Annotated in this window: 8 protein-coding genes and 9 pseudogenes; 11 read left to right on the forward strand and 6 right to left on the reverse strand. The window is 59.2% G+C overall.

What is annotated here, in order from left to right; all coding sequences use genetic code 11:
- The first annotated feature begins 57 nt into the window (after positions 1 to 57).
- Positions 58 to 603: pseudogene (locus tag NKI79_RS31460) on the forward strand (tyrosine-type recombinase/integrase).
- 303 nt (positions 604 to 906) lie between these two features.
- Here NKI79_RS31460 and NKI79_RS31470 read toward each other — a convergent pair.
- Positions 907 to 3,375 carry a GcvT family protein gene (locus NKI79_RS31470; RefSeq protein ID WP_352807062.1) on the reverse strand — a complete coding sequence of 823 codons (2,469 nt, stop codon included), beginning with the start codon at positions 3,373 to 3,375 and terminating at the stop codon, positions 907 to 909.
- 880 nt (positions 3,376 to 4,255) lie between these two features.
- On the opposite strand from NKI79_RS31470, the pseudogene NKI79_RS31480 reads away from it, so the two are divergent.
- Positions 4,256 to 5,096 (forward strand): annotated as a pseudogene (locus NKI79_RS31480) (IS110 family transposase); the annotation flags it as partial.
- A gap of 5 nt (positions 5,097 to 5,101) precedes the next feature.
- Here NKI79_RS31480 and NKI79_RS31485 read toward each other — a convergent pair.
- Positions 5,102 to 5,323, reverse strand: a pseudogene (locus NKI79_RS31485) (group II intron reverse transcriptase/maturase); the annotation flags it as partial.
- A 642-nt stretch (positions 5,324 to 5,965) separates the two neighbouring features.
- Here NKI79_RS31485 and NKI79_RS33390 point away from each other — a divergent pair.
- Positions 5,966 to 6,111, forward strand: a pseudogene (locus tag NKI79_RS33390) (IS701 family transposase); the annotation flags it as partial.
- Between the two features lie 102 nt (positions 6,112 to 6,213).
- Here NKI79_RS33390 and NKI79_RS31490 read toward each other — a convergent pair.
- Positions 6,214 to 7,395, reverse strand: coding sequence for a M24 family metallopeptidase (locus tag NKI79_RS31490; protein WP_352807063.1), 1,182 nt, complete (start codon positions 7,393 to 7,395; stop codon positions 6,214 to 6,216).
- Positions 7,396 to 8,321: 926 nt separating this feature from the next.
- On the opposite strand from NKI79_RS31490, the gene NKI79_RS31495 reads away from it, so the two are divergent.
- From NKI79_RS31495 to NKI79_RS31525, 7 genes and pseudogenes are all read left to right on the forward strand, one after another.
- Positions 8,322 to 9,800, forward strand: coding sequence for an NAD-dependent succinate-semialdehyde dehydrogenase (locus tag NKI79_RS31495; protein ID WP_352807066.1), 1,479 nt, complete (start codon positions 8,322 to 8,324; stop codon positions 9,798 to 9,800).
- Between the two features lie 12 nt (positions 9,801 to 9,812).
- Positions 9,813 to 10,496, forward strand: a pseudogene (locus tag NKI79_RS31500) (aminotransferase class III-fold pyridoxal phosphate-dependent enzyme); the annotation flags it as partial.
- 190 nt (positions 10,497 to 10,686) lie between these two features.
- Positions 10,687 to 11,760 carry a GlxA family transcriptional regulator gene (locus tag NKI79_RS31505; protein WP_352807069.1) on the forward strand — a complete coding sequence of 358 codons (1,074 nt, stop codon included), beginning with the start codon at positions 10,687 to 10,689 and terminating at the stop codon, positions 11,758 to 11,760.
- A 199-nt stretch (positions 11,761 to 11,959) separates the two neighbouring features.
- On the forward strand, positions 11,960 to 13,138 hold the full coding sequence (locus NKI79_RS31510; RefSeq protein ID WP_352807072.1) for a M24 family metallopeptidase: 1,179 nt from the start codon (positions 11,960 to 11,962) through the stop codon (positions 13,136 to 13,138).
- 116 nt (positions 13,139 to 13,254) lie between these two features.
- Complete coding sequence (locus tag NKI79_RS31515) at positions 13,255 to 14,130, forward strand: M20 metallopeptidase family protein (RefSeq protein ID WP_352807075.1); 876 nt, start codon at positions 13,255 to 13,257, stop codon at positions 14,128 to 14,130.
- A gap of 131 nt (positions 14,131 to 14,261) precedes the next feature.
- Positions 14,262 to 15,551 (forward strand): annotated as a pseudogene (locus NKI79_RS31520) (NAD(P)/FAD-dependent oxidoreductase).
- Between the two features lie 512 nt (positions 15,552 to 16,063).
- Positions 16,064 to 17,710, forward strand: a complete 1,647-nt coding sequence (locus tag NKI79_RS31525) for an MFS transporter (protein ID WP_352807078.1) — start codon at positions 16,064 to 16,066, stop codon at positions 17,708 to 17,710.
- Positions 17,711 to 18,261: 551 nt separating this feature from the next.
- Here the strand turns inward: NKI79_RS31525 and NKI79_RS31530 are convergent.
- Positions 18,262 to 18,465: pseudogene (locus NKI79_RS31530) on the reverse strand (transposase); the annotation flags it as partial.
- Between the two features lie 265 nt (positions 18,466 to 18,730).
- Here NKI79_RS31530 and NKI79_RS31535 point away from each other — a divergent pair.
- Positions 18,731 to 19,948, forward strand: a pseudogene (locus NKI79_RS31535) (IS110 family RNA-guided transposase).
- Positions 19,949 to 20,260: 312 nt separating this feature from the next.
- On the opposite strand, the pseudogene NKI79_RS31540 reads toward NKI79_RS31535, so the two are convergent.
- Together NKI79_RS31540 and NKI79_RS31545 are read right to left on the reverse strand one after the other, a co-directional pair.
- A pseudogene (locus NKI79_RS31540) lies at positions 20,261 to 21,274 on the reverse strand (IS256 family transposase); the annotation flags it as partial.
- Between the two features lie 382 nt (positions 21,275 to 21,656).
- Positions 21,657 to 22,679 (reverse strand): IS110 family RNA-guided transposase, encoded by a 1,023-nt coding sequence (locus NKI79_RS31545; RefSeq protein ID WP_352807081.1) that lies wholly within the window; start codon positions 22,677 to 22,679, stop codon positions 21,657 to 21,659.
- Positions 22,680 to 22,932: the final 253 nt, after the last annotated feature.

The raw sequence follows: 22,932 nt of genomic DNA on the forward strand, positions 1-22,932 counted from the left end.
GCGGCGCCTGATCCAAAGACGCCCCGTGGTCGGCGCGACCGCGCCTTTCTGCTCTTCTTGGCACGGACCGGCGCCCGGGTCTCCGAAGCCACCGGCGTTAACGTAAACGACCTTCAGTTGGAGCGCCCGCACCCGCAAGTGCTGCTGCGCGGCAAAGGGCGCAGAGACCGCGTCGTCCCCATTCCTAAGGACCTGGCGCGATCGCTGACAACTTTGTTGAGCGAGCGCGGGATCGCCCATCACGAGCCGCGACCGATATTCGTCGTCGCCCGCAACGAGCGCCTGACTCGTTTCGGAGCGACCCATATCGTATGACATGCGGCCGCCGAGGCCGAGACCATCAGGCCGGCCTTGGCCGACAAGCCCATATCGCCGCACATCTTCCGGCACTCCCTGGCCATGAAGCTTCTCCAGTCCGGCGTGGACCTTTTGACGATCCAAGCCTGGCTCGGGCACGCACAGGTCGCCACGACCCACCGCTATGCCGCCGCGGATGTCGAGATGATGCGCAACGGACTCGAGAAGGCGGGCGTCGCTGGCGACCACCACCCTCTCAGGGTCAAGCATGTCGGTGGTGGCCAGCGTGAGGCGCTCGATCCATAACAGCAATGAGGACGCGGCGGTCAGCGTTCAAATTTCCTCCTCGGGGATCGCGGATGGGACAGCATTCAACCCCGTCCGCAAGAAAGGAAAGCTTCCATGCCGATTCTTAATTGGTTCGCGGACCTCCTCCCAGAAATCGTTGCTTGGCGCCGCGAGATTCATGCGGATCCTGAACTGGACTTCGACGTCCATCGCACGTCGGCCTTCGTCGCTGAGCGCCTGCGCGAATTCGAGCTCGGGACTAGACTCCTTCTAATCCAACGGAAAGAACGATTCCCTCCCGCCTCCACAGTGGCGCACAACCTATTGCTTAGCCCGCTCCCCATTTGGATCGAAAAACGCCCGGAGCGACGCGTCGGATTCGTAGAGTTTGCCGGCGATCTCGATTTCCCACCGACTGTTTTCGATCAAGTCCTTCGTGACACCGGCGGGATGGTTTACATATCCCATTCCAACTGACGTTCCGATTGTAAAGCTCTTAACGCCAGACGAAATATACCCGACAATCCTCCCGTCGCAGCGGATAAGCTCTTCATGAAAGAGAACAGGTTTCGGATCTCGAAGCTTGAATGATACCAACCGTTTTTTTAGCGGCCCGGCATTTTTCTGAGAAATCAACGCCTCCTTTCCGATGAATTCTTTATTCCAGTCAACTGTAAATCCCAATCCCGCTTCAAGCAACGTATCGACTGGCGTGAGATCGAGCTGGTATTCTCGGTAAGCGCGCTCGGACCGTAGATGTTCAAGGGCGTGGTATCCTGCAGCCTGGAGGCCATACGCTTGGCCGGCCTCCCAAACAACATCAAACACATGCTGTGCCATCTCGGTTGGGATATGAAGCTCCCAACCAAGCTCTCCGACATAAGTCAGTCTATTGGCTATTACGCGAGCATACCCGATATCGATCTCCTGACTGGTTGCGAATGGAAAGGACGCATTTGCAAGGTCCGCATCAGTAACCTGGGACAGAATCGCGCGCGACTTCGGTCCTTGCAACGATAGCACCGCGTAGGCAGACGTGGCGTCAGTGATCGCGACGTTCCACCCATCTGTGATATGTCTTGTTATCCAAGCTTTATCCCGCGGTTGGACCGTCGCCGACGAAATGATCAGGAACTCCGTCTCCGACAAACGGTTTACCGTAATATCTGTTTCAATTCCGCCTTTTTGATTGAGCATATGGGTATAAACCAGCTTGCCCACCGGCACATCTACATTGCCCGCGCAAAGCCACTGAAGGAAACGACACGCATCGCGGCCCTGAACCAGATGTTTCCCGAACGAGCTCTGGTCTAACAGGATCGCATTGTTTCGAGCGGCATGACACTCTTGACTGGTATATTCAAACCAACTTGGCTCCTCGTAGGAATAGACGTTCTCGGTAGCCCCCCCCTCCCCCGCGAACCACATTGGGCGCTCCCAGCCCATGCCTTCGCCAAAGCTAGCTCCAAGCCTCGCCCACCGGTCATGCAGTACGCTTTTGCGTACACCGCGAGAGGTCTCAGGTTGGTAGCGCGGCCAGTGCATCTTGTAGTGAAGGCCCAACACTTCAGCCGTGCGATCGTGTAAATATGTCTTATTAAGCTGGAAGGGATGAAATCGGGCGACATCGACGAAGCTAATGTCCATCTGAGGCTCGCCGGCGATGATCCACTCTGCCAGAGCTCGCCCTGCTCCCGCGCCGTATTCAATACCCTCTGAATTATAACCGGTCGAAACGAAAAGATTTTTCAACCCAGGGACTTCGCCAATCATGAACAATACGTCGGGAGTGAAGCTTTCAGGACCATTGAAAAACTTGGCGATGCCGGCGTTCGCGAGATCAGGAACAATCTCTATCGCCTTGGTCATCGGCAGTTCAAAGTGCTCCCAGTCTTCGCAGAGCTCGATGAAAGCCGTTTCCTTCGGAAGCTTCCCCATCGGCAAAGGTTTGCCCCAAGGCTCGAAGGCGCCCACCAGGAGCTTTCCTGTGTCTTCTTTCAGATATACATGCCCGTCCGTGTCGCGCAGCACAGGTAAGGTGGGCGTCACAAAATCCATCGGGTCGGTCACTACATAAAAGTGCTCTGCCGCGTAGATCGGAATTCGTGCACCTAACTTGGAGGCAAGGTCTCTGGTCCAAAGTCCACACGCGAGTACGAGGACTTCAGCTTCAACGACCCCACCACTAGTGCGAACTTGGTATTGGCCGGTTGGTATTCGCCAAAGATCTGTGACTTCAGCGTTTTCAACAATCTTTACACCGTTCTTCTTGGCGCCAATAGCTAACGCCATGCATGTGTCGACAGGATTGGTTTGACCGTCTCCAGGGATAAAGACTGCACCTTCGATGATTGACGCGTTGAGGGCTGGATAGAGCTTTTTCGCCTCGCTCGGCGAGATCATATTGGCCTCAAGCCCAAAACTTTTGGCAATTGAGGCATTGCGTGCAGTTTCGTATAAGCGCTCTTTGGTTCTGGCGACCCCAAGCGTGCCATTTCGCTTGAATCCGGTGGCTTGCCCGGTCTCGGCCTCCAGAGCGGAGTAGAGTTCTGCATTATACTTTGCGATCTCCGTTAGCGCGTGAGTGCCGCGCGTCTGCATGATCAAACCCGCCGCATGCCAAGTTGTGCCGGACGTAAGGCTGTTGCGCTCGAAGAGCGCAATGTCCTTTTTACCGTTCTTTGCAAGGTGAAAGGCAATACTCGCTCCCGCGATGCCTCCACCAACTATGAGAATCTCGTGGTGGCGAGTCGGTACCTCACGAGGACGGAAGTGCGGATTGGTGATCATATGTATCCTTGTTCGGTTTCACTCGGAGATGGCAGGGCCAAGGTGTTTCGACAAGTCAGCCAGCTTGAGCCTCTGTGGTAGCGTCCGCGCATTTCCGGCCCACGATCTTGAGTCAGTCATGTTCATACAGATTAAGTGGCGGAGCTCGCGGAGATGGTGCTAATTGGGGCGCAAAAACGGTGCCGTTCTGCGTATTTCTCGAATTGAGCGCTGAATTATCGCGCCTGCGGGCGTCGCGGCGGTAACGAGCCTCAGTATTGATGCGATTGCGAACACTTCTACCCGTCTCCGAGGTCCAGATCGTACCTGTACCGTCTCTCCGATTGCGGTCCTTGAGCGAGACGGCTGGGAATCGCCTCGCCACCTGGCGGATTTCGATAAGGATATCCACCCGTGTATGCGCATGAGCCCTCCGGAAGATCTATGGCACTCAATCCTCTGCGGCGTCGATGAGTCTCGCCGGACCTGATGTGGGAAGTTGCCGACGCGATCTTGCAGGTGGCGCGATAGCAGAACCGTACGGTTTGCATTTGATTTTCGCTTGTCTTCGTCGACGCTGTCTGGGTGCAGATCAGAGATGAAAGGATCGTGGGCAAAAGCCATCTAAATACTAGAAGCTTCCAGCTAGACTAGTTTCCGTCCATAAACGCCAAACCATTGATCTTATTGCTTAAATCGTGATTTTGCGAAGGCAAGGCTCGGCGGTTTCAGGTACACTTTGGTTTCATGCCACTGATTCCAAGCCACAATCTGCAACCGCCGGAGCCGACAATGCGACAAGAACGCACCGTCCAAGCCAGATCCTATGAGGAGGGTGGATAGCGACCTGCGCTGTGGCAAAGTGAGGTCGCTGAATCAACACCTTACCCTGGAGGCAAGCATGCCCGTTGCAGCTCACCAATCCGAAGCGCCGACCGCTATCCGTACCGATCTTGGCGCAATCTTCGTCTCATTGGAATTGAGCCGCTCGAAATGGTTGATCACCTCGCTGTCGCCAGGTGGCGGCGAGAAGATGTCGAAGCATTCGGTGGTGGCCGGCGACGTCGCCGGACTGCTGGCGCGATTTGCCGAGCTCAAGAGGAAGGCGCAGGCCCGGGCCGGGCAGTACTTTCCGATCATCGTGATCCAGGATCCAGGAGGCCGGGCTCGATGGCTTCTGGATCCATCGCGTGTTGGAGGCCGAAGGGATCGAAAGTCACGTCGTCGATCCGGCGTCGATTGCGACTTCGCGCCGGCGCCGCCGCGCAAAGACCGACAAGATCGACGGTGAGGCGCTGGTCCGGGCGTTGCTGGCCTACAAGCGAGGCGAGCCACGGGTGTGTGCGATGCTCCGGGTGCCGGCGCCCGAGGAGGAGGACCGTCGCCGCATCACGCGTGAGCGCAAGGCCTTGACGAACGAACGCGTGCGCCACGTCAACCGCGTCAAAGGCCTGCTGTTCGCCCAGGGCGTATCCGATTATGAGCCGCTGCGCCGCGACCGGCGCAAGCGACTGGAGGCGCTCAAGACCGGCGACGGCCAACCCTTGCCGGCACATCTGCAGGCGCAGGTCGGCCGGGAACTCGACAGGCTCGAACTGCTGCTGGAGCAGATCAAGGCTGTCGAGGCCGCGCGCGATGCCATGCTTGCTGACGTGCCGGTCGTCTCGCCGGCACCGGCGATGCTGCTCGACCTGAAGGGCATCGGGCCGGAGTTTGCCGCCGTCTTGTGGTCGGAGGGGCTGTCGCTTTTCGGAATGGGGACGGCACGCACCGGTGGCGGAAAATAGCTTCCCGAGCTCATCCGATTCCAGATCTTGTAGAGATTCCCCTTCAAGTCGGCCTCGAACTGCTCGATCGTCTGCCCGTCCACGCCAGCCGCACCACCATTGGATTTGACCGCTTTGTAGGCTTCGTACACCAGCCGCTTATCGATCATAAACGGCTTGTCTGTCGCATCTGTCGTTGTCATCCTGTTGCCAGTTGCTTCGAAAATACGACCACCTGATCCGACCCCTTCGCTCCAGCCCCATTACAGGGCCTTCGTCACTACTACGGGTCGATCCGCCCCAACTTCCTGCATCGGTACTCTCGCCTCACGGTGGTGTGCCGCTTGTGCTTCTCCCTTGGCATCAGAAAGCTGGTTCCTGCAGTTCCGCGCAAAAGCCTGCATCCGGCTCATGCCCCCTATACGCCGTCCACTGTCCGCCCAGTCATCAGGCTCCCGACGGACTTGTCCCGAGAGATCCACACGCCCTCGGTTTTAGTGGTATCAAAGAGTACTAACGACGCGTCATCGAAGGGTTTGCTTGCGCTCATCTTCCGGATGCTTACCTGCCCCGGATTATGTCCGCGGCTTTTGTCCCAACGCTAACCACCATGGCTCTTCTACCACAGCAGCTTGGGCTGGTTTGAGACCCGCTCCTGAAAGCCGATCCCGAGGGGCCTACCCTCATCTTTCACGCAGCTTCTCAGCATGTTGTCAGTTCACCATCGAACCTCCTTCTGCTTGCTGCAGCACACTATGGACGGAAACTAGACTAGCACTACTTTGGCAGGTTTTTAGCGGCGGGCGAGTTTTTGGAATTCCCAAGAGAGAGTTTGCGTGATTCATGGGAGGTCGACGTGGACTGGATTACATCGACACGCCTTGATGACCATGATCGCCTACGCCTTTCTCCAAGCCCGCCGCCTCAAAGCAACGGGACGGAAAAAAAGAGTCGGCGGACCACCGCCACAACCGAGCATGCCAGCTGTTAGGCAAGCCATTCTCGACCTCTTCACGCGGCCGCCACCCCGCAGATGTCCTCACTGTGAGAAGCTGATCGCGGACGCCGTCGAACTTAAACTGCCAAAGTAGTGCTAGTCCACGACTATCAACTCGCGGGCGACATCGGCTAGCCGCTCACCACCCTTTTCGGTAACAACAAACGACTCCGATATTGCGGCTCCGAAGGCTGGAAGCCTCACCCCTGATTGGAAATGGAAGCACATGCCCGCCTGGAGCGCAGTCTTTTCGCCGGCGCGAATGCTCACCGTACGTTCGCCCCAGTCCGGCGGAAAATTCATGCCGATTGAGTAGCCGGAACGCCCTTTTTTGATGTACCCATGGCGGTTAAGGACGCTATGCCAGACGGCATTCATCTCGTCGACGACTACACCGGGCTTCGCCATTTCGAGTGCAGCGTCGCCACCTTCCACTATGGCATTGGCGAGATGCCTGACCTCATTAGGTGGCTTTCCCATGTAAATAGTGCGCGTCAGCGGCGCATGATAATGGCGTCTCGCTGCGCCGATTTCCAATTGAACCAGCCCCGATGAAGGCAAGGGTTTATCCGACCATGTGAGGTGCGGAGCGTTCGTTTTTTCGCCAACCTGAATCAACGGACAAAGGCTGGTATAGTCACCGTATTTTCCGTCGACACCTCTTGTTTGAGAGGCGTAAATCTGAGCGACAATTTCGTACTCCGGGACTCCCGGCTTTAGATTTTCGATCGCCGTACGCATGGTGTAGCTGACAATCTGGCCCGCTTCTCTCATATAGACGAGTTCAGCGTCGGATTTAACGAGTCTCGCCCAATTAACGAGTCCGCGGCTGTCGGAGAACTTTGCATTTGGAAGACCGTTAACAAGGTGCTGGTGTGCACGCGCAGTATAGAAATGCGCATCAAGCTCAACCCCTATGCGATCAGATCCCCATCCGCGTGATTTTATGATTTCGCTGACTTCGTCGTATGGATGCAGTTCCACATGATGGAGTCGGTCATCGGAGAAATTGATGATGTTCTCAGCAGGCAGGTCCGTCGTAGCATGAGCACCGTTTACGTCAACCAGCCGTCCGATCCAAATCGGCGTTTCCGATTGGAGGTGCAGTAGGACCACTTGAGGTGTGTAGAAGGACCAGGCGTCATAACCGGTCAGCCAGCACATACTTGCGGGATCTTGGCAGATTAGCAGGTCCAGTCCTGCTTGCTCCATTCGTGTCTTGACGTCATGAACACGGCGTCGATACTCCGCAGGCAGGAAGGGCTTCTCATAGTCCATTTCGTAGTCTTCCTCTGCACCTAGCTTGACTGACCGGACCAAGCATTCTTTCGATGCTCATCCGTACAGGTCGACAAGCTAGCATGCTTCAGAAGACTATTTCGCGCGGACCTCGCCGGTCGCCCGCAGAAAAGCTGCGTTTTTGCGACTTTGAGCGCAGGTTAAATTTGTCTTCTAAGAGATTCAGCAACGTGTCCGGTGCGCACCGTGGCTTGTTATTGGCTCCAAAGGGCCGGACAGCGCCGGACATATGGTGACCAATAGCTTGGTTGTCGATCCACGGGAGAGCAACGCATCGGCCCTGATAGCGGGGCACTTCTGGAGAACTGGCTGAGGCCATCACATCATGCATACAAATGGACCATCCTCGGACGGCCCACAGCGACACGAGCATCCGGCCTCACTATAGCGTGATGATATTGGTTGAAGATGGGACTGTTGAAATCTCTACGCAAAAGGCCGTGGGCAACGGCCCGCTGCGGAGGCCCTGGCAGCGGACACGATCCCCCGATTTTTAGCGGCGCAAGAGCGAACTACTACGCCCTCCGCAATGCCACAGCTCGCTTGGGGGACGCCGGGCAGCTGCACGACCTGCTGGACAACTCAATGTAGGACTGCTCAATCGGCCACCCAAGTGCCGGCACATCCCCGCAAGAGGCACGGTTAATAGCGTGGTGGACTACACTTACCAGCTACGCTGCGTCTGGAGACTTGACGCGTCACCGTCGTCGGCCACGCGTAGACTGGCAGAAATGGCCTCTTTCCTTGATCGAGCCCCCATAAGAAGACAGAGAGCAGACGGAGAAAAACTCAGCAGAACTTTCATTATTCGCAGGAGAACGCCCTGGCAGCCCCACATCGCGCTGCCAATCACCGCAGTTGAGGGGGTAGTTTGACGGAAATGAACACTCGATTTGGAGGTACAGATGAAAGGTTCAGCAACCGCCGCATTAAAGAGGCTCAAACGGCAGGACCTTCTGCAAAAGTGCGCCTATGTGAATGGCGCTTGGCTCTCCAAGGTTGAAACAATCTCCGTGGTGGACCCGGCTACTGGCGAGGAACTGGCTCAGGTGGCAGCCTGTGAGATGTCCGATGTGGACACTGCAGTCACCTTCGCGAGAACCGCATTTCAACGATGGCGCGATGTTGTTCCTTCGGAACGGGGCGCATACCTGCGGAAATGGGCCGCAGGTATGCGCGAGAATGCGGAAGACATTGCCGCGATCATGACAGCCGAGCAAGGCAAACCATTGACCGAAGCGCGCGGTGAGATTTCATATGCCGCTAGCTTTCTTGACTGGTTTGCAGCGGAGGGCGAGCGCGCCTATGGCGAGACTATCCCGAGCCATCTTACGGGCAGCCGACTCTCTGTGCAGATGCAGCCGGTCGGAGTAACGGTCGCCATAACCCCTTGGAACTTTCCGTCGGCGATGATCACCAGAAAGGCAGGAGCCGCGCTGGCTGCCGGCTGCACCATGATTGTCATGCCCGCCCAGGAAACGCCCTTGTCAGCTCTGGCGCTTGCCCGTCTTGCCGAGGTCGCAGGTGTCCCCGCCGGCGTGTTTCAAGTGATTACGGGAGAGGCTCCCCCGCTCGCAAAACGGCTGTTGGATCACAGCGATGTGCGGGCATTCTCCTTCACGGGCTCGACCGAGGTCGGTCGGATCCTGCTCGAGCAATCCGCAAAAACCCTGAAGAGGGCTTCACTTGAGCTTGGCGGCAATGCTCCCTTTATTATTTTCGATGACGCACCGTTGGAGACTGCCGTGGCTGGATGCATGGCAGCCAAATTCGCCACATCCGGTCAGGACTGCCTGGCCGCCAATAGGGTCTATATCCAGCGGGGTAGCTATGACCGCTTTGTGGAAGAATTCGCGAAGGCCACCAGTAAACTGAAAGTCGGGCACGGATTGGTGCCAGGTGTCGACATTGGCCCAATGACCAAACCATCTGTCGCGGAAAAGTGCAGGCGACAGGTTTCCGAAGCTCTTTGTGCCGGAGCCCGCATAGTTGTTGGCGGACAGGACAGTCCACTTGGGGGCAATTTCGTCGCCCCAACTGTCCTCGCCGACGTCTCTGATGACATGCTGATTGCCAAGAAAGAAACTTTCGGTCCGGTGGCGGCAATCATGGTTTTCGACGACGAGGCGGAAGTGCTCGCCCGGGCCAACAACTCGGAAATGGGTCTCGCGGCATACGTCTATACGCGGGACCTCAACCGCGCCATGCGGCTGACCGATCAGCTGGATCACGGCATGGTCGCTATCAACACCCCGAAATTTACCGGCGCTCCCATACCCTTCGGCGGGTGGAAGCAATCCGGACTCGGCCGCGAGGGCTCAAGACACGGTCTCGCCGAATATCTCGAACCCAAATACGTGTGCATCGGCAACATCGCAGCCTGAAAGGAAACCGCTATGACTACCAACATCAGGGACATTAGCGAGAAGGATAGAAACGCTGTCCTACATCCTTTCACACAGCTCAAGGACTTTGCCACCGGCAAGCTTGGCGAGCCAACGATCGTCGAGACCGGGCGGGGCATCCCCATTCAGGATGCACATGGCAACAAATTTATCGACGGTTTTGCCGGCCTCTACTGCGTCAATGTCGGCTATGGCCGCACCGAAGTGGCAGAAGCGATCTCGCGTCAGGCCTATCGCCTAGCTTATTATCACTCTTACGCGGCGCACACGACAGACGAGCTCGCGATCCTCTCCGATCGCCTCGTGAAGATGGCGCCTGGCAAGATGAGCAAAGTGTTCTACGGCATGTCCGGCTCGGACGCCAACGAGACCCAGGCCAGGCTTGTCTGGTATTATAATAATCTTCGCGGCAAGCCGACCAAGAAGAAGATCATCTCGCGTGAACGCGGCTATCACGGTTGCAGCGTCGTCTCCGGCTCGATGACCGGCATGAGCTTCTACCATGACCACATGGACCTGCCGCTCCCGCAGATCGTTCACACCGGTGTTCCACATCACTACTGGGGCGCGAACCCAGGCGAGTCCGAACGCGAATTTTCAGCGCGGCCGGCCGAGGAACTTGATCAGCTGATCGAACGCCTGGGCCCGGACAATGTTGGCGCCTTCATCGGCGAGCGGTTCACCGAGTGACGACGTGATTGGGCAGATCGAGTGACAGTTATCGGGAGGATCATGGGCCGCCGACCGCAGCGGGCCGGCGCCGAAAGCGCCCAAAGCCTCGCTCGGAACCCCGGCGATCGCCTCGGACCGGCAGGCAGCAGGCTTTTGCTAGAATGCTGTCGAATACGGGAAAGGAACCCCCGGGATGCTAGACTCACAATCCACGTGCCGAAATTTTTGCTTTTACCTTCTGCCGGCCTTTTCGCTCCAGGCCTTCTCGTCGGCAGTAGAAGCGCTGAGGCTCGCCAACGAGGTATTAGGGCGGGACGTGTATAGCTGGCAGGTCATTTCGGACGACGGGCAACCTGAGACCTCGAGTTGTGGGCTGTTCATTTGCGCCGATTCTTCGTTGTCCTTCGAACGTGAAAGAAATCGTCGATCGATCTCAGCACCGGCTGTCGTGGTCGTCGGGGGCCGCAATGCTCCTAGTCCGCACAAACAGCTTGATGCCTGGCTACGAGAGTGTCGCAACCGCCGCGGCAGCCTCGTAGGCATAGGTAGCGGTACGATCGTGCTTGCTCGGGCGGGGCTTGCAGAAGGGCGGCGTTGCGCGGTTCACTGGGAGCAATTTCCCATATTTTCTGAACGGTTCCCAGGTGTGGTAGCCACTCAAACCGCCTTTGAGCGGGACGGGGACCTATCCACTTGCGCCGGGGGGGACGCCCCATTCGACATGTTTCTGGCTTTGGTTGACCGCCACCATGGGACGACAGTCGTCAATCGTATTTGCGAGAAAGCTATCGCGTGTAGGATCCGTTCAGCGGGTGACCGCCAACGTCTACCTCTTCATTCTCGAGTGCAATTAAACCATCAGGCGGTCATCAAAGTAATTGAGGACATGGAGGCAAACCTCACGGAGCCATTGCTATTGGACGAGCTTGTGGGGTCAGCCGGCCTATCCCGCCGTCAAATCGAGCGGTTGTTTAGGCGGGAACTGGGATGTTCTCCAAGCCGCTATTATTTGGATCTTCGTCTGGAACGTGCGCACCTGCTACTCATCAGCTCGCGCCTGCCAGTCGTTGAGATAGCGATGGCTTGCGGCTTTGTCTCGGCATCGCATTTCTCAAAAGCGTACCGCGAGTCCTACGGATGCGCGCCGCATCAATCACGATTACCAGTTTACCAACGAAAAAAAATGCGGTCGAGCCGGCCGGAAGAAATTAGAACCCGACAAGTCGATCGGAGGCTAAGTAACGAGGGACTGCCTAACTGCCACTAGCAGAGCACCACGTTGTTCTCTGAAGATCGGGTATGGCGCTCCTTTGCTGAACGGCCTCAGCATACCAGTCGGGGAAGGGTGTTCGAAGAGGTTCGATCAGCTCTTGTCGATTATCCCATTGCAAACCGGGTCGGCCCCGCCCGCTTGCACTGGCGCTAGGTGAAGACACTCGGACGCCATAGAGTAGGATGACTTCGATATGATACTATTACCCTTCCTACCGGACGAATACCGGAACAGGCTTTCCGCCATTCGGACGGAGATGGCACGACGCGGTCTCGATCTTCTCGTCGTCAACGACGTCGCCAACCAGCACTACATCACCGGTTATGACGGCTGGTCATTCTACACGCCGCAAATGGTCCTGGTGCCGCTCGCTGACGAGGAGCCGGTCTGGATCGGTCGCGCCATGGATGCTGCCGGCGGGCTGCTGACGGCTTGGATGAAGCCCGAGAACGTCGTCGGCTTTCCCGAAGATCATGTCCAGCGCCCCGACCGTCATCCGATGGGCTGGATTGCCGCCTGGATCGAAAGGAAGGGCTGGGGGCGCTGCAATATCGGCATCGAGCTTGAGGCCTACTACTATTCCCCAAAGGCGCATGCGCGGCTGACCGCGGGCCTACCCAATGCAATCTTCCACGACGCCGACCTTCTGGTGAACTGGATCCGCAGCGTCAAGTCGGACGCCGAGATCGGCTACCTCCGCAAAGCCTCGCGCCTTGCCGAGGCGGCGGTCACCGCGGCCTATGAGGTAATTGCGCCAGGCGTGCGCGAGTGCGACGCCATCGCGAAAATCCAGGCCGCCCAGATAGCTGGCTCGCCGGATTTCGCTGGCGACATCACCGCCCTGCCGCCGACCATACTGGGTGGCGAAAATGCCTCGGCGCCGCATATCATGTGGAGCGACCGCCGCTTTGGCGACAACGAAACCATCGCGCTCGAACTCGCCGGTGTGGTCCGCCGATATGCCGCCGGTCTGGCGAGGACGCTTCAGCTGGGCGCCATGCCCTCCAAGGTCAGCGACACCGGCAAGGCCGTGCTCGAAGGCATGGAGGCTGTGCTTGAGACGATCAGGCCTGGCGTCTTGGCGGAAGACGTCGAGGCGAGCTGGCGGAAGGTTATCCAGCGCTACGGCCTGAAGAAGGAGTCCCGCATCGGCTATTCGATCGGCGCCGCCTATCCACCGGACTGGGGCGAACACACGATCAGCCTGCGCCAGGGCGACAAGACAATCCTGAAGCCGGGCAACGTCCTTCATTCCATCCTCGGCATGTGGATGGACGGATGGGGGATTGAAGTGAGCGAAACGATCCTAGTCACCGCCGACGGCTGCAAAACGCTGACCAGCTTCCCGCGAGAGATCCATGTCAAACGCTGAAACCGGCAGTGGATTGATGGATCTCGCGCTGGAACGCCGGATGATCGAGATCCGCCGCCACCTCCACCGCAAACCGGAGCTCTCGAACGAAGAGAGCGAGACGCAGGCCTATCGATGTGGTCGGTGCGGCCGGTCCCTCGAACCGCAAGGTCGTCATCCGCGCCGACATCGACGCGCTTCCGATCACGGAAGCCTCGGGCGCGCCGTTCAGCTCCGAGCGTCCCGGCATCATGCATGCCTGCGGCCATGACGCTCACGCCGTAATGGGCTACGCCGCCAGCGTTCTCCTGGAGCGCCAGAAGCAATCGTTCGGCGGCACCGTTCGCATTATCTTCCAGCCCGCCGAGGAGGCGGAGCCGCTCGGCGGCCGCCGGGTCGTCGAAGTAGGGCTGCTGGACGACGTCGACGCGGCGATCGGCATCCATGCCGATCCTTATACCGCGACCGGTAAGATCGCGGTCGGCGCGGGGCCGTATACGCTTGCGTGCGATATTTTCGACATCACCGTCACCGGGAATTCCGCGCACGCCGCAAGACCGTCCGAAGGCGTCGACGCCATCGCCGTCGCCTGCTCCATGGTGACGGAGCTGCAGAAAATCGTGTCGCGCGAGATCGATCCGTATGACCCGCTGGTCGTCTCCATCACTGGCATCGAAGGCGGCGGCGCCTACAATGTGATCGCCGCCGAGGCCAGGCTTAAGGTCACGATCCGCAGCGGGCATGAAGCGACCCGCCAGCATGCTTGGAAAAGGCTGCGTCAGATTGTACAAGGCGTGGCTTCAAGCCACAACGCCAGTGCCGAGGTGGACCTGAGGCGTGGCGAACCACCGGTTATCAACGACCCGGACATGGTAGAGATCATCCGCCGAACCGGTGCCGGCCTTTTGGGGCAGGACAACATGCTGAGCGCGCCGGGCTGGACGGCGGCCGACGATTTCGCCTTCTACAGCGAGAAGTGCCCCTCCTCTGTGACTCCGCGCGAAATTTCTTGATGCCGCCGAACTAGTGGGTTGGACGATCCAGTGCCCCCTCGCGCATCGCTCCGCGACGAACCACAAATCGCCATCACGTAGCGTTTTGCCGCCAAGGGAATCCGTGTGAATGAGAGTATGAAAGGATGCAAATGCTGAATAACAGTCGTTCCCATGGACTCTGGGAGCGAACCGCGCCAGAGGCTCCACATACAAGCATTCTCCAATGCGCCCATAAGCAAGATGTAGTCGTAGTTGGCGCCGGATACACAGGACCTTCGACGGCATTGCACCTGGCGCAAGCCGGTGTAAAGGTCAGCGTGCTTGAGGCGGTGGAGATTGGCTTTGGCGCCTCGCAGCTGGCTTAGTCAATGCCGGCCTATGGATGAAGCCGGAGGATGTGAAATCTAGTCTTAGTCTAAGTCTAGCGGCACCTTTCGGTGAACAGGTCGTCCAACTTCTCGGTAATGGGCCTGCCGAAGTTGGTCTCTGATCGACAAGCATGCCATCGACTGCCAGGCAGTGAGGAACGGTACGCTTCATTTTCATTGCGCGGTCGGGGAAGCGGGGCTAAATGAGCTCCGGGAACGTGACCGGCAGTGGCAGAAACGGGGCGCGCCCGTGAAGCTCCTCAATGCAGAGGAGACGGCGGCACGTATTGGTACAACAGCCTATTCCGGCTCACTTCTCGACCTGCGCGCGGGAACTATCCAGCCACTCGGTTATGTGCGAGGACTTGCACGCGCTGCTATCTCCGCAGGAGCCAAGGTATATAGTTCAAGTGGGGTCACCGGCACCCAGCGATCAAACGGTAAGTGGACGGTGCGCACAGCAAGCGGATCGGTCGAGGCCGACTGGATTGTAGTTGCGACGGACGCTTACACTAAAGCGCCCTGGCAAGAGCTTAGGCATGAGCAGATACATCTTCCTTATTTCAATGTGGCAACACGGCCGCTTTCGGACAGACTACAGAAGTCGATTCTGCCCAACCGCGAGGGCTGCTGGGATACGAAGAAGATCTTGAGTTCGTTTCGGCTGGACCAAGAGGGTTAGTTTTCGGCAGTATCGGCGCGCTCGGGGGTACGGGTGCCAGGATCCACCGAGCATGGGCTACGCGTGCCATTCGCAAGCTCTTTCCGCAGATCGGTGCAGTTGAATTCGAAGCCGAGTAGTATGGCATGATTGGGACAACAAGTAACCACCTGCCTCGTTTTCACCGCTTCGCATCGAATGTAGTCAGCATCTGCGGCTATAATGGCCGTGGAATTTCGCCAGGCACGGTCTTTGGGCGTGTGCTGGCCGACCATATTCTCGGGAATGTCGGAGACGCGGATCTGCCACTTCCCGTCACTACCCCGGAAACCCCGGCTTTCCGTGCGCTCAAGGAAAACTACTATGAGTTGGGTGCCCAACTGGCACACTTCATCGACGCTCGGTTCTGAAACGACACGGTTGTGGCCTTGCGCGCGCTAGCAATCTTTACCCCCTTCCGGACCGATCTCGCCCCCGGGCCGCATCTGGAGCCGCACTACCGACGATGTCCCGCACGCGCATAATGGCGCTCGGCCGTCTGATTTTATGCACGTGCGGCGCCCCCACGCCGAACTCCTGCGTTGATGGACCGTCATTCGCGTAGATCGGTCGATTGAATGCGCTACAATTGTGGCGCCATCATACAAGGTAACAAGGATTCCTAAGTACGCCACCTCCCGGCGCACCCGCCCAGCAGCGAGCTCCGGCTCCTGCTGGGCGTTCTATTTTTTGCTGAGAGTCATAGTCACATTGGACCCCTGGGGGCTTCAACCGATTTGGCTCGGCACCCGAGTGGTAGCTTCAAATAGGAAGCGCGTGCTGGTCATGCCTGGATGCTCGCCCCATTCTCAACATCGCAAGGCAAAAAGGCAGGTAGCGGCAACTGCGAATTAAACAATCGGGGCGGAAGGTAAAAAAACGTATGCAGCGCGTAGAGTCTCATCCGGCCGTTCCAGCGGCGCTTGCCCCGCTTCGGAACCCGGTCTTTCGTTCGATCTGGAGAGCCACGCAGATATCCAGCCTTGGCTGGCTGGTGCAGAGCGTGGCTATAAGCTGGCTTATGGCAACGATTTCAGCCTCCGATCTGATGGTTGCGCTCGTGCAGGCTGCATCGACACTGCCCGCCTTCTTCTTGTCGATCCTTGCTGGAGCGATTGCAGACAGCTTCAGCCGCCGCGGCGTGATGCTTGCCGGACATTGCCTGATCGCACTGGCATCCACGGCGCTGGCTCTCTCTGTTGGACTCGGCTTTGTCAGTCCATGGCTGATCTTGGGACTGAGCTTCTTGGCGGGATGCGGCTTTGCATTGAATGATCCAGCCTGGCACGCCTCGGTCGGCGACATCCTGGAAAAGCGCGACATACCCGCTGCAGTGACGCTGATGTCGGTGGGGTACAACGTGGTTCGGAGCATAGGACCGGCGCTGGGCGGTGTAATTTTGGCTTTGCTGGGCCCCCTTACGGCTTTCGCCTTCGCTGCGCTGACCGACCTGGTCCCGTTGAGCGCTGTGCTGCGCTCCAAGTGGCAAGTTCGCTCTTCGCCTCTTCCGCGCGAGCGGATGACGACGGCCATTCATGATGGCATGCGCTTCACGGCAATCTCCTCGGAGATCAGAGTGGCGATCGTGCGCGCAACCCTGTTCGGGCTGTCAAGCATCTCGATCCTTGCTCTGCTCCCCCTCGTGGTTCGCGACCAACTGGCGGGGGGGCCAATTGTTTACGGCGTCCTGTTAGCCGGCTTCGGCACAGGCGCCTTCATCGCGGGCATTGGCAATAGCTACTTGCGACGCATCACGTCCCAAAATCGATTGATCACGCTCGCATCCGTTGCTTGCGCAACGTGTTGCCTTTTACTGGCTCTCACATCATCGGTGGCTGTAGCAGCGATCGCGCTTGCAATCGCTGGCGCAGGCTGGGTTGTCACCTGGACCGGAACCGACGTGTGTGTGCAGTTGGCAAGCCCAAGGTGGGTCGTTGGTCGCACCCTGTCGATCTATTACGCCCTGACCTACGGCGGCATGGCAGCGGGCAGCTGGATCTGGGGTGCTGTCGCGCAGTACTATTCCCTGACGTGGGCTTTGGAAGGTGCTGCAGCGGCGCTGTTGCTGGTTGCAGCCGTGGGAAAGCTATTGCCGGTACGGCTATGGGAGGAATCGGATCAAGGGGCCTTCGACTTCAGGCCACCAGAACTGGCCCTCGATTTGAAGCCCAGGAGCGGCCCGATCGTGATCAAGGTGGAGTACTCGATACCCGAGGAGAATATCGAGGAATTTCTGAGCTGCATGCGCGAAAGGCGGCGCGTTCAGAGCCGTGCCGGTGCGCGGGACTGGACCCTCCAGCGCGATCTTCAGAACTCGACTCTTTGGACCGAGACATTCCGCACGCCGACATGGACGGACTATCTTCGTCTAAACCATCGGCTAACGGTGACTGACAGGGAGGTAGGCGAGCGCCTTGCCGCTCTGCAGGTCGGTGATTCTCCTCCTCGTCTCTCACTTTCGATCGAGCGGTCGACAAGCCCCGCCCCCGGCAGCCAAGTCCAGCCCGTGCCCTTTGTATCGCGCCCGTAAGGACGAGTGGAAACTTTTCTGGGGTTGGACACGGGTTGTCAGGCCTGCTCAGTCCATCACCGTCGCTTTTTGGAGAGGAGACGACGGCAGTGGAATGGACAATCACGATGAGTGGAGAACGAATTCGGCGACGTAGGGAACGCCGGTTGACGGTGCAGCGGACTGTCCATCGACCAGAGCCGCCAATCATGAAGCCGCGCTTTCTCGTTGTCATTAAAGGCATCCTGATGTCATTGGTTGTGGATCGGCGGCTTCGTCGCGTCGAATGAGGCTAGGCCGAAGTTCGCGGAATTCGTGATCGCGGCAGCCGGACTCTCACGCCGAAGTTGGACGAATTGCTACCCATGGACGCGTTTCGACATCCAACGCGGTTCAGACCGTCAGGTAGCGGCATCGAGTGAAGTCGTCGTCCGTGAAGAACTCGGAAGGCTTTGATTGAACTAAACCAGTTGTGTGCGTCAAGTTCTGCAAAATGGCGTGGCATTGCGGTGACGTCGGCGTGTCCGCCGCGCAGCCCCCGTGTTTAGCGGAGCGCGGACACATGACGGTGCTCAGGCGGCCAAGGCCCTCAGGCTCTCCTTCTTGTGCTCGCGCAGATGATCCATGTTGAGGTAGCGGGTCGCCTCGAGCCAGTTCTCGTGGATCTCCACCGCCAATGCCCGAACCAGCCGCAGGCAGCTCCGCGGGCTGGGGAAGATGCGAACGACCAGGGTGCGCCGCTTGATCTCCTGGTTCAGCCGCTCCAGCATGTTCGTAACCGGTATGATCATGACGGTGCCATCCGATCCCCGCTGGAGATGAGCGATTTTCGGCGTATGGTGCGACCATCCGGGACAGGGGCACCGGGAGCACGCCAAGTGCGGGCAGGCCGATGTATTCGATGAGCTGCGAGCTCGCGTTAGTAGCTGGCCGCCCCTGCGACCTGCCCGGTTGCGCCGAGAGCGCGGATCCGTAGGTGTCGCGTCGCCCGCCGGCTCCCGACTGTTTGAGGAGAGGGAGCCGATGAGACGTGTGATTGGAATGGACATCCACCGCACCTTTGCGGAGGTGGTGGTTTGGGAAGACGGCCGGCTGCGCCATCACGGACGGGTCGACATGACCCGCTCGGGATGGAAGGGTTCGGCCGCAGTTTGCGACGGACTGATGAGGTTGTCGTCGAGGCTACGGGCAACGCCATGGCGGTGGTGCGGGTTCTGTCGCCCTATGTCGGCCGGGTGATTGTCGCCAACCCGATGCAGGTGAAGGCGATCGCTCATGCCAGGATCAAGACCGACAAGATTGATGCCGGCGTTCTGGCGCAACTCCATGCCAGCGGCTTTCTGCCGGAGGTCTGGGTACCTGATGAGCGGACCGAGCGGCTTCGCCGCCTCGTCGCGCGGCGCAACCAGGTAGTTCGGCATCGCACGCGCGTGAAGAACGAGGTGCATGGCATCCTGCAGGCGCACCTCGTGCCGAAGTGCCCGCATGCCGATCTGTTCAACAATTGCGGTCGCGCCTGGCTCGAGCGGCAGGTGCTTCCCGACGACGAGCGGGCCGCTATCGCCCGCCACATCCGCGAGATCGATCGCCTGGCCGAGGATCTGGCTGACCTCGATCGCGACATCGCCCGGGAAGCGGTTGATGATGCGCAAGTCCGGCGGCTTCAGACGATCACCGGCGTCAATGTCATCGTCGCGAGCGGTATCATCGCCGCGGTCGGCGACATCCGGCGGTTCCGCGAGCCGCAGAAGCTGGTGAGCTACTTCGGCCTCAATCCGCGTGTGCGCCAATCCGGTCTTGGCTTGGCGCAATATGGCCGGATCAGCAAACATGGGCGTTCCCATGCCCGCGCCATGCTGGTCGAGGCCGCCTGGGCCGCGGCGAAGGCGCCCGGACCGCTCAGGGCCTTCTTTCCTACGCATCCGTAACAAGCGTGGTCATCAGGTCGCAGCTGTGGCGGTCGCCCGCAAGCTCGCCGTGCTGATCTGGCATCTGCTGACAAAGGAGCAGGACTACTTCTGGGCTCGCCCGGCGCTGGTGGCGGCAAAGCAGAGGCAGCTCGCTCTCAAGGCCGGCGCGCCGGGCGAGCGCGGTGTCGGTCGCCGCGGTTCGGCTTACGCCTACAACGTGAAGGAGTTGCGAAACAGCGAGAAAGCCGCGGCCGAGAATGCCGAACGTGCCTACGAGCTAATGGTTCGGCATTGGCGGTCACGCGGGCTGAAGCGGCGCACGGACGCCACAAACGAGGAACGACTATAACGGCTGCGTGGCGGCACTCTCATCCTCTCGCACCACTCTTTGCCACGTGGTCGTCCGTGCCGGACAAATATAGCACAAGGAAATCTGGCGGCACGACCGACGCCCTCGGTCCGCTCCAGACTGGCGCCGTGCTCGACGCCGTCAAGGCGTGGCCTGGAAAACCTCGCAGCCGGCCGTGCCGCCATCGCACCGGCCAGCCTTGACTGCGTCTCGACACGCTCGCGTGGGAAATCCTGTGGGCCGGGACGAAGAAACAGGCTCACCTGAGCCGAACAAAGAAACGCAACAGGAATCGAAAAAGTCGAAATCAGGCTTGTCGATGTCATCCGTCGACTTCATGTGCTTGTGGTGAGCTAGCGGCAGCCGATAGAAGCTCAGCGTCTCCTCGATGTTATCTTCCACCCAGTTGACCAGCTTCGGGTATTTGGCCTGCCATTTGGCGATCCACTGCGCCAGGTCGCGTTTGACCTCGGCAAGGTCGCGCCGGTCGTAGAACCATCTGAGCTCCATCAGGCAATCGTCGTCGACCTTGCGCGGCACGTAGTCGAGCGCGTTTCTGAGAAAGTGCACGTAGCAGCGCTGCCAGACCGCCTCGGGCAGCACTTCGCGGATTGCCGCCCTGAGCCCCGGATGGTCGTCGGAGACGACGAACTCGACGCCGGCGAGCCCGCGATTCTTGAGCCCCGTCACGAACTCGCGCCAGCTCGAATGGCTCTCCCGGTTGGCCAGCTCCACGCCCAGAACCTGGCGCCGGCCCTCCCAATCCACGCCGATCGCCACCAGCACCGCCTGGCTGGCGATCATGCCCGCCTCGCGAGCCCGCTCGTAGCGCGCGTCCAAAATGAGATACGGATAGCTTTCCTCGAGCCGCTGCGTGAAGAACGCCTTGAGCGCCTCATCCAGCCGCATCGTCGCCTCGCTCACCGTCGAGGCCGAGAAAGAGTGGCCGCACAATTCCTCCGTCACCGCCTTCACCTTGCGGGTCGAGACGCCCTGCACGTACATCTCGACCAGCGCCGACACCAATGCCTTCTCCGAACGCTGGTAGCGCTCAAACAACTCCGTCGAGAACCGGCCAGCCCGATCCTGCGGAACGCGAAGCTCCAGCACCCCGACCCGCGTCACCAGCTTGCGCTCGTAATAGCCGGACCGGTAACTCGTCCGCTCCGCCGTCCGCTCGCCTTTCTCGGCCCCGATCGCCTCCGTCATCTCGGCTTCAAGAACCTCCTGCACGACACTCTGCAATGCCTGGCGAAAGCCGTCCTCATCCGACAACAGCAACGCTTTCAACTCGCCTCTGCTCAGTCTAACGTCTCGATTGGTCATGGCACTTCCCCTTCCACGGGAATCGGTGATCGCAACGTCACCACCGTGCCATGGCCGCTCGCCCCTCAGAGCAGGCGCCGTTCTCTCTCCAAAACTTTTTGCAGAACCTTCAGCACATCTGTGGACGCCCCCGTGAGCGCAAGAAGAATCTTCGAAAGGCGGTATAGCGGCGCGTAGTCGGGTGCTGACATCTGTCCGGCCTCTGATGCGGCCTTCCATTTGCCGCCGGCCCGTATGGGAGTTCGCCGATCGGATCCATATCACTACCGCGCGCTCGAAGCGCTCTGTGCTGAACTGGTTTTCCGATCCGTCTCTCATCGACTGTCGCGCCATACCTCTCCGTGTGACCTTCCTACACCTGCGACGACCTCAGACCGAGCTGCTATGCTGCCACAGCCGGAGCCCTGTAGGTCCCACCTCTTGCCATGAGCGCCCAGACGATGCGGGCCATCTTGTTGGCAAGAGCGACGACCACAAGCATTGGCGGCTTGCGGGCGAGCATGCGCCCAAGCCACGATCCTTCACGAATGCCTCGCCGACGAGCATGACGCACGACAGCGCTCGCTCCGATGATAAGCAGGCGCCGCAAAGTACGCTCGCCCATCTTCGATGTTGCACCGAGTTTCTGTTTACCGCCGGTTGAGCGTTGCAGCGGCGTCAGGCCCAGCCAAGCGGCGAAGTCGCGCCCCTTTCGGAAGATTGCGGCGCAAGGCGCCAGTGCAACCAGAGCCGTTGCCGTTATCGGACCAACGCCGGGGATTGTTGCCAACCGCCGCACGTCTTCATCCTCTCGGGCACGCCGTGCAATCTCGGCATCGAGCTGCTTGATCCTTTCCTGCAGCGATCTCAGCGTATCGACCAGCATGGTGAGGGCCAGGCGGGCTGCTTCTGGCAGATCGCCCTTAGGATCCTCTACCTTTTCCATCAGCTTGGCGGTGTGAGAAGGGCCCTGGGCAACGACCAGTCCATATTCTGCGAGATGGCCGCGCAAGGCGTTGATCGTCTGGGTGCGCTGCCGCACCAGCAGATCACGAGCCCGGAATACGGCCGCACTCGCCTGCTCCTCCTCACTCTTCACGGCGACAAAGCGCATGGTCGGCCGCTGCGCGGCCTCGCAGATCGCCTCGGCATCGGCGGCGTCGTTCTTCTGCCGCTTCACGAAAGGCTTCACATAGGATGGCGGGATCAGACGAACGGTGTGCCCGAGCTTGCCGATCTCGCGCGCCCAGTGATGCGCCCCAGAACAGGCCTCCATGGCGACCAAGCAGGCCGGCTGCCCAGCGAGAAATGCAAGCACCTTGTCGCGTCGCAGTTGCTTGCGGAAAACAATGGCGCCCGCCGCATCGGCTCCATGCGCCTGAAACACATTCTTCGCTAGGTCCAACCCGATCGTGTTAACTTCCATTGTGGATGCTCCCTCTCTTACGGTGGCTGTCAAACACCACCATTCTGGCACATCGATGCCGTCGAGGGGGCGTCCACCCCATCACTGTCACTAAACCGCTGCCGCGGTAGCTGATGCGCGGGTCTGGCCTGAGGAGGCCCCCGTCTGAGATGTCAAACGAATCCAGGAATTGACCCCTTTGGCGAACTGAAGAACTGACCCCTTCATTGGTTTGCTGTTTCGTTTGTTTCGGGCACCGAGCCGACCTTCTGCA

The sequence above is a fragment of the Mesorhizobium sp. M0340 genome (genome assembly GCF_040321535.1).
In the GTDB taxonomy this organism is placed as follows: Bacteria; Pseudomonadota; Alphaproteobacteria; order Rhizobiales; family Rhizobiaceae; genus Mesorhizobium.

Excerpts from the sequence above, each read along its gene's own strand:
- NKI79_RS31510 (WP_352807072.1), top strand. The coding sequence starts at position 11,960 with ATGATACTATTACCCTTCCTACCGGACGAATACCGGAACAGGCTTTCC.
- NKI79_RS31505 (WP_352807069.1), top strand. The coding sequence starts at position 10,687 with ATGCTAGACTCACAATCCACGTGCCGAAATTTTTGCTTTTACCTTCTG.
- NKI79_RS31490 (WP_352807063.1), bottom strand. The coding sequence starts at position 7,395 with ATGGACTATGAGAAGCCCTTCCTGCCTGCGGAGTATCGACGCCGTGTT.
- NKI79_RS31545 (WP_352807081.1), bottom strand. The coding sequence starts at position 22,679 with ATGGAAGTTAACACGATCGGGTTGGACCTAGCGAAGAATGTGTTTCAG.
- NKI79_RS31470 (WP_352807062.1), bottom strand. The coding sequence starts at position 3,375 with ATGATCACCAATCCGCACTTCCGTCCTCGTGAGGTACCGACTCGCCAC.
- NKI79_RS31525 (WP_352807078.1), top strand. The coding sequence starts at position 16,064 with ATGCAGCGCGTAGAGTCTCATCCGGCCGTTCCAGCGGCGCTTGCCCCG.
- NKI79_RS31495 (WP_352807066.1), top strand. The coding sequence starts at position 8,322 with ATGAAAGGTTCAGCAACCGCCGCATTAAAGAGGCTCAAACGGCAGGAC.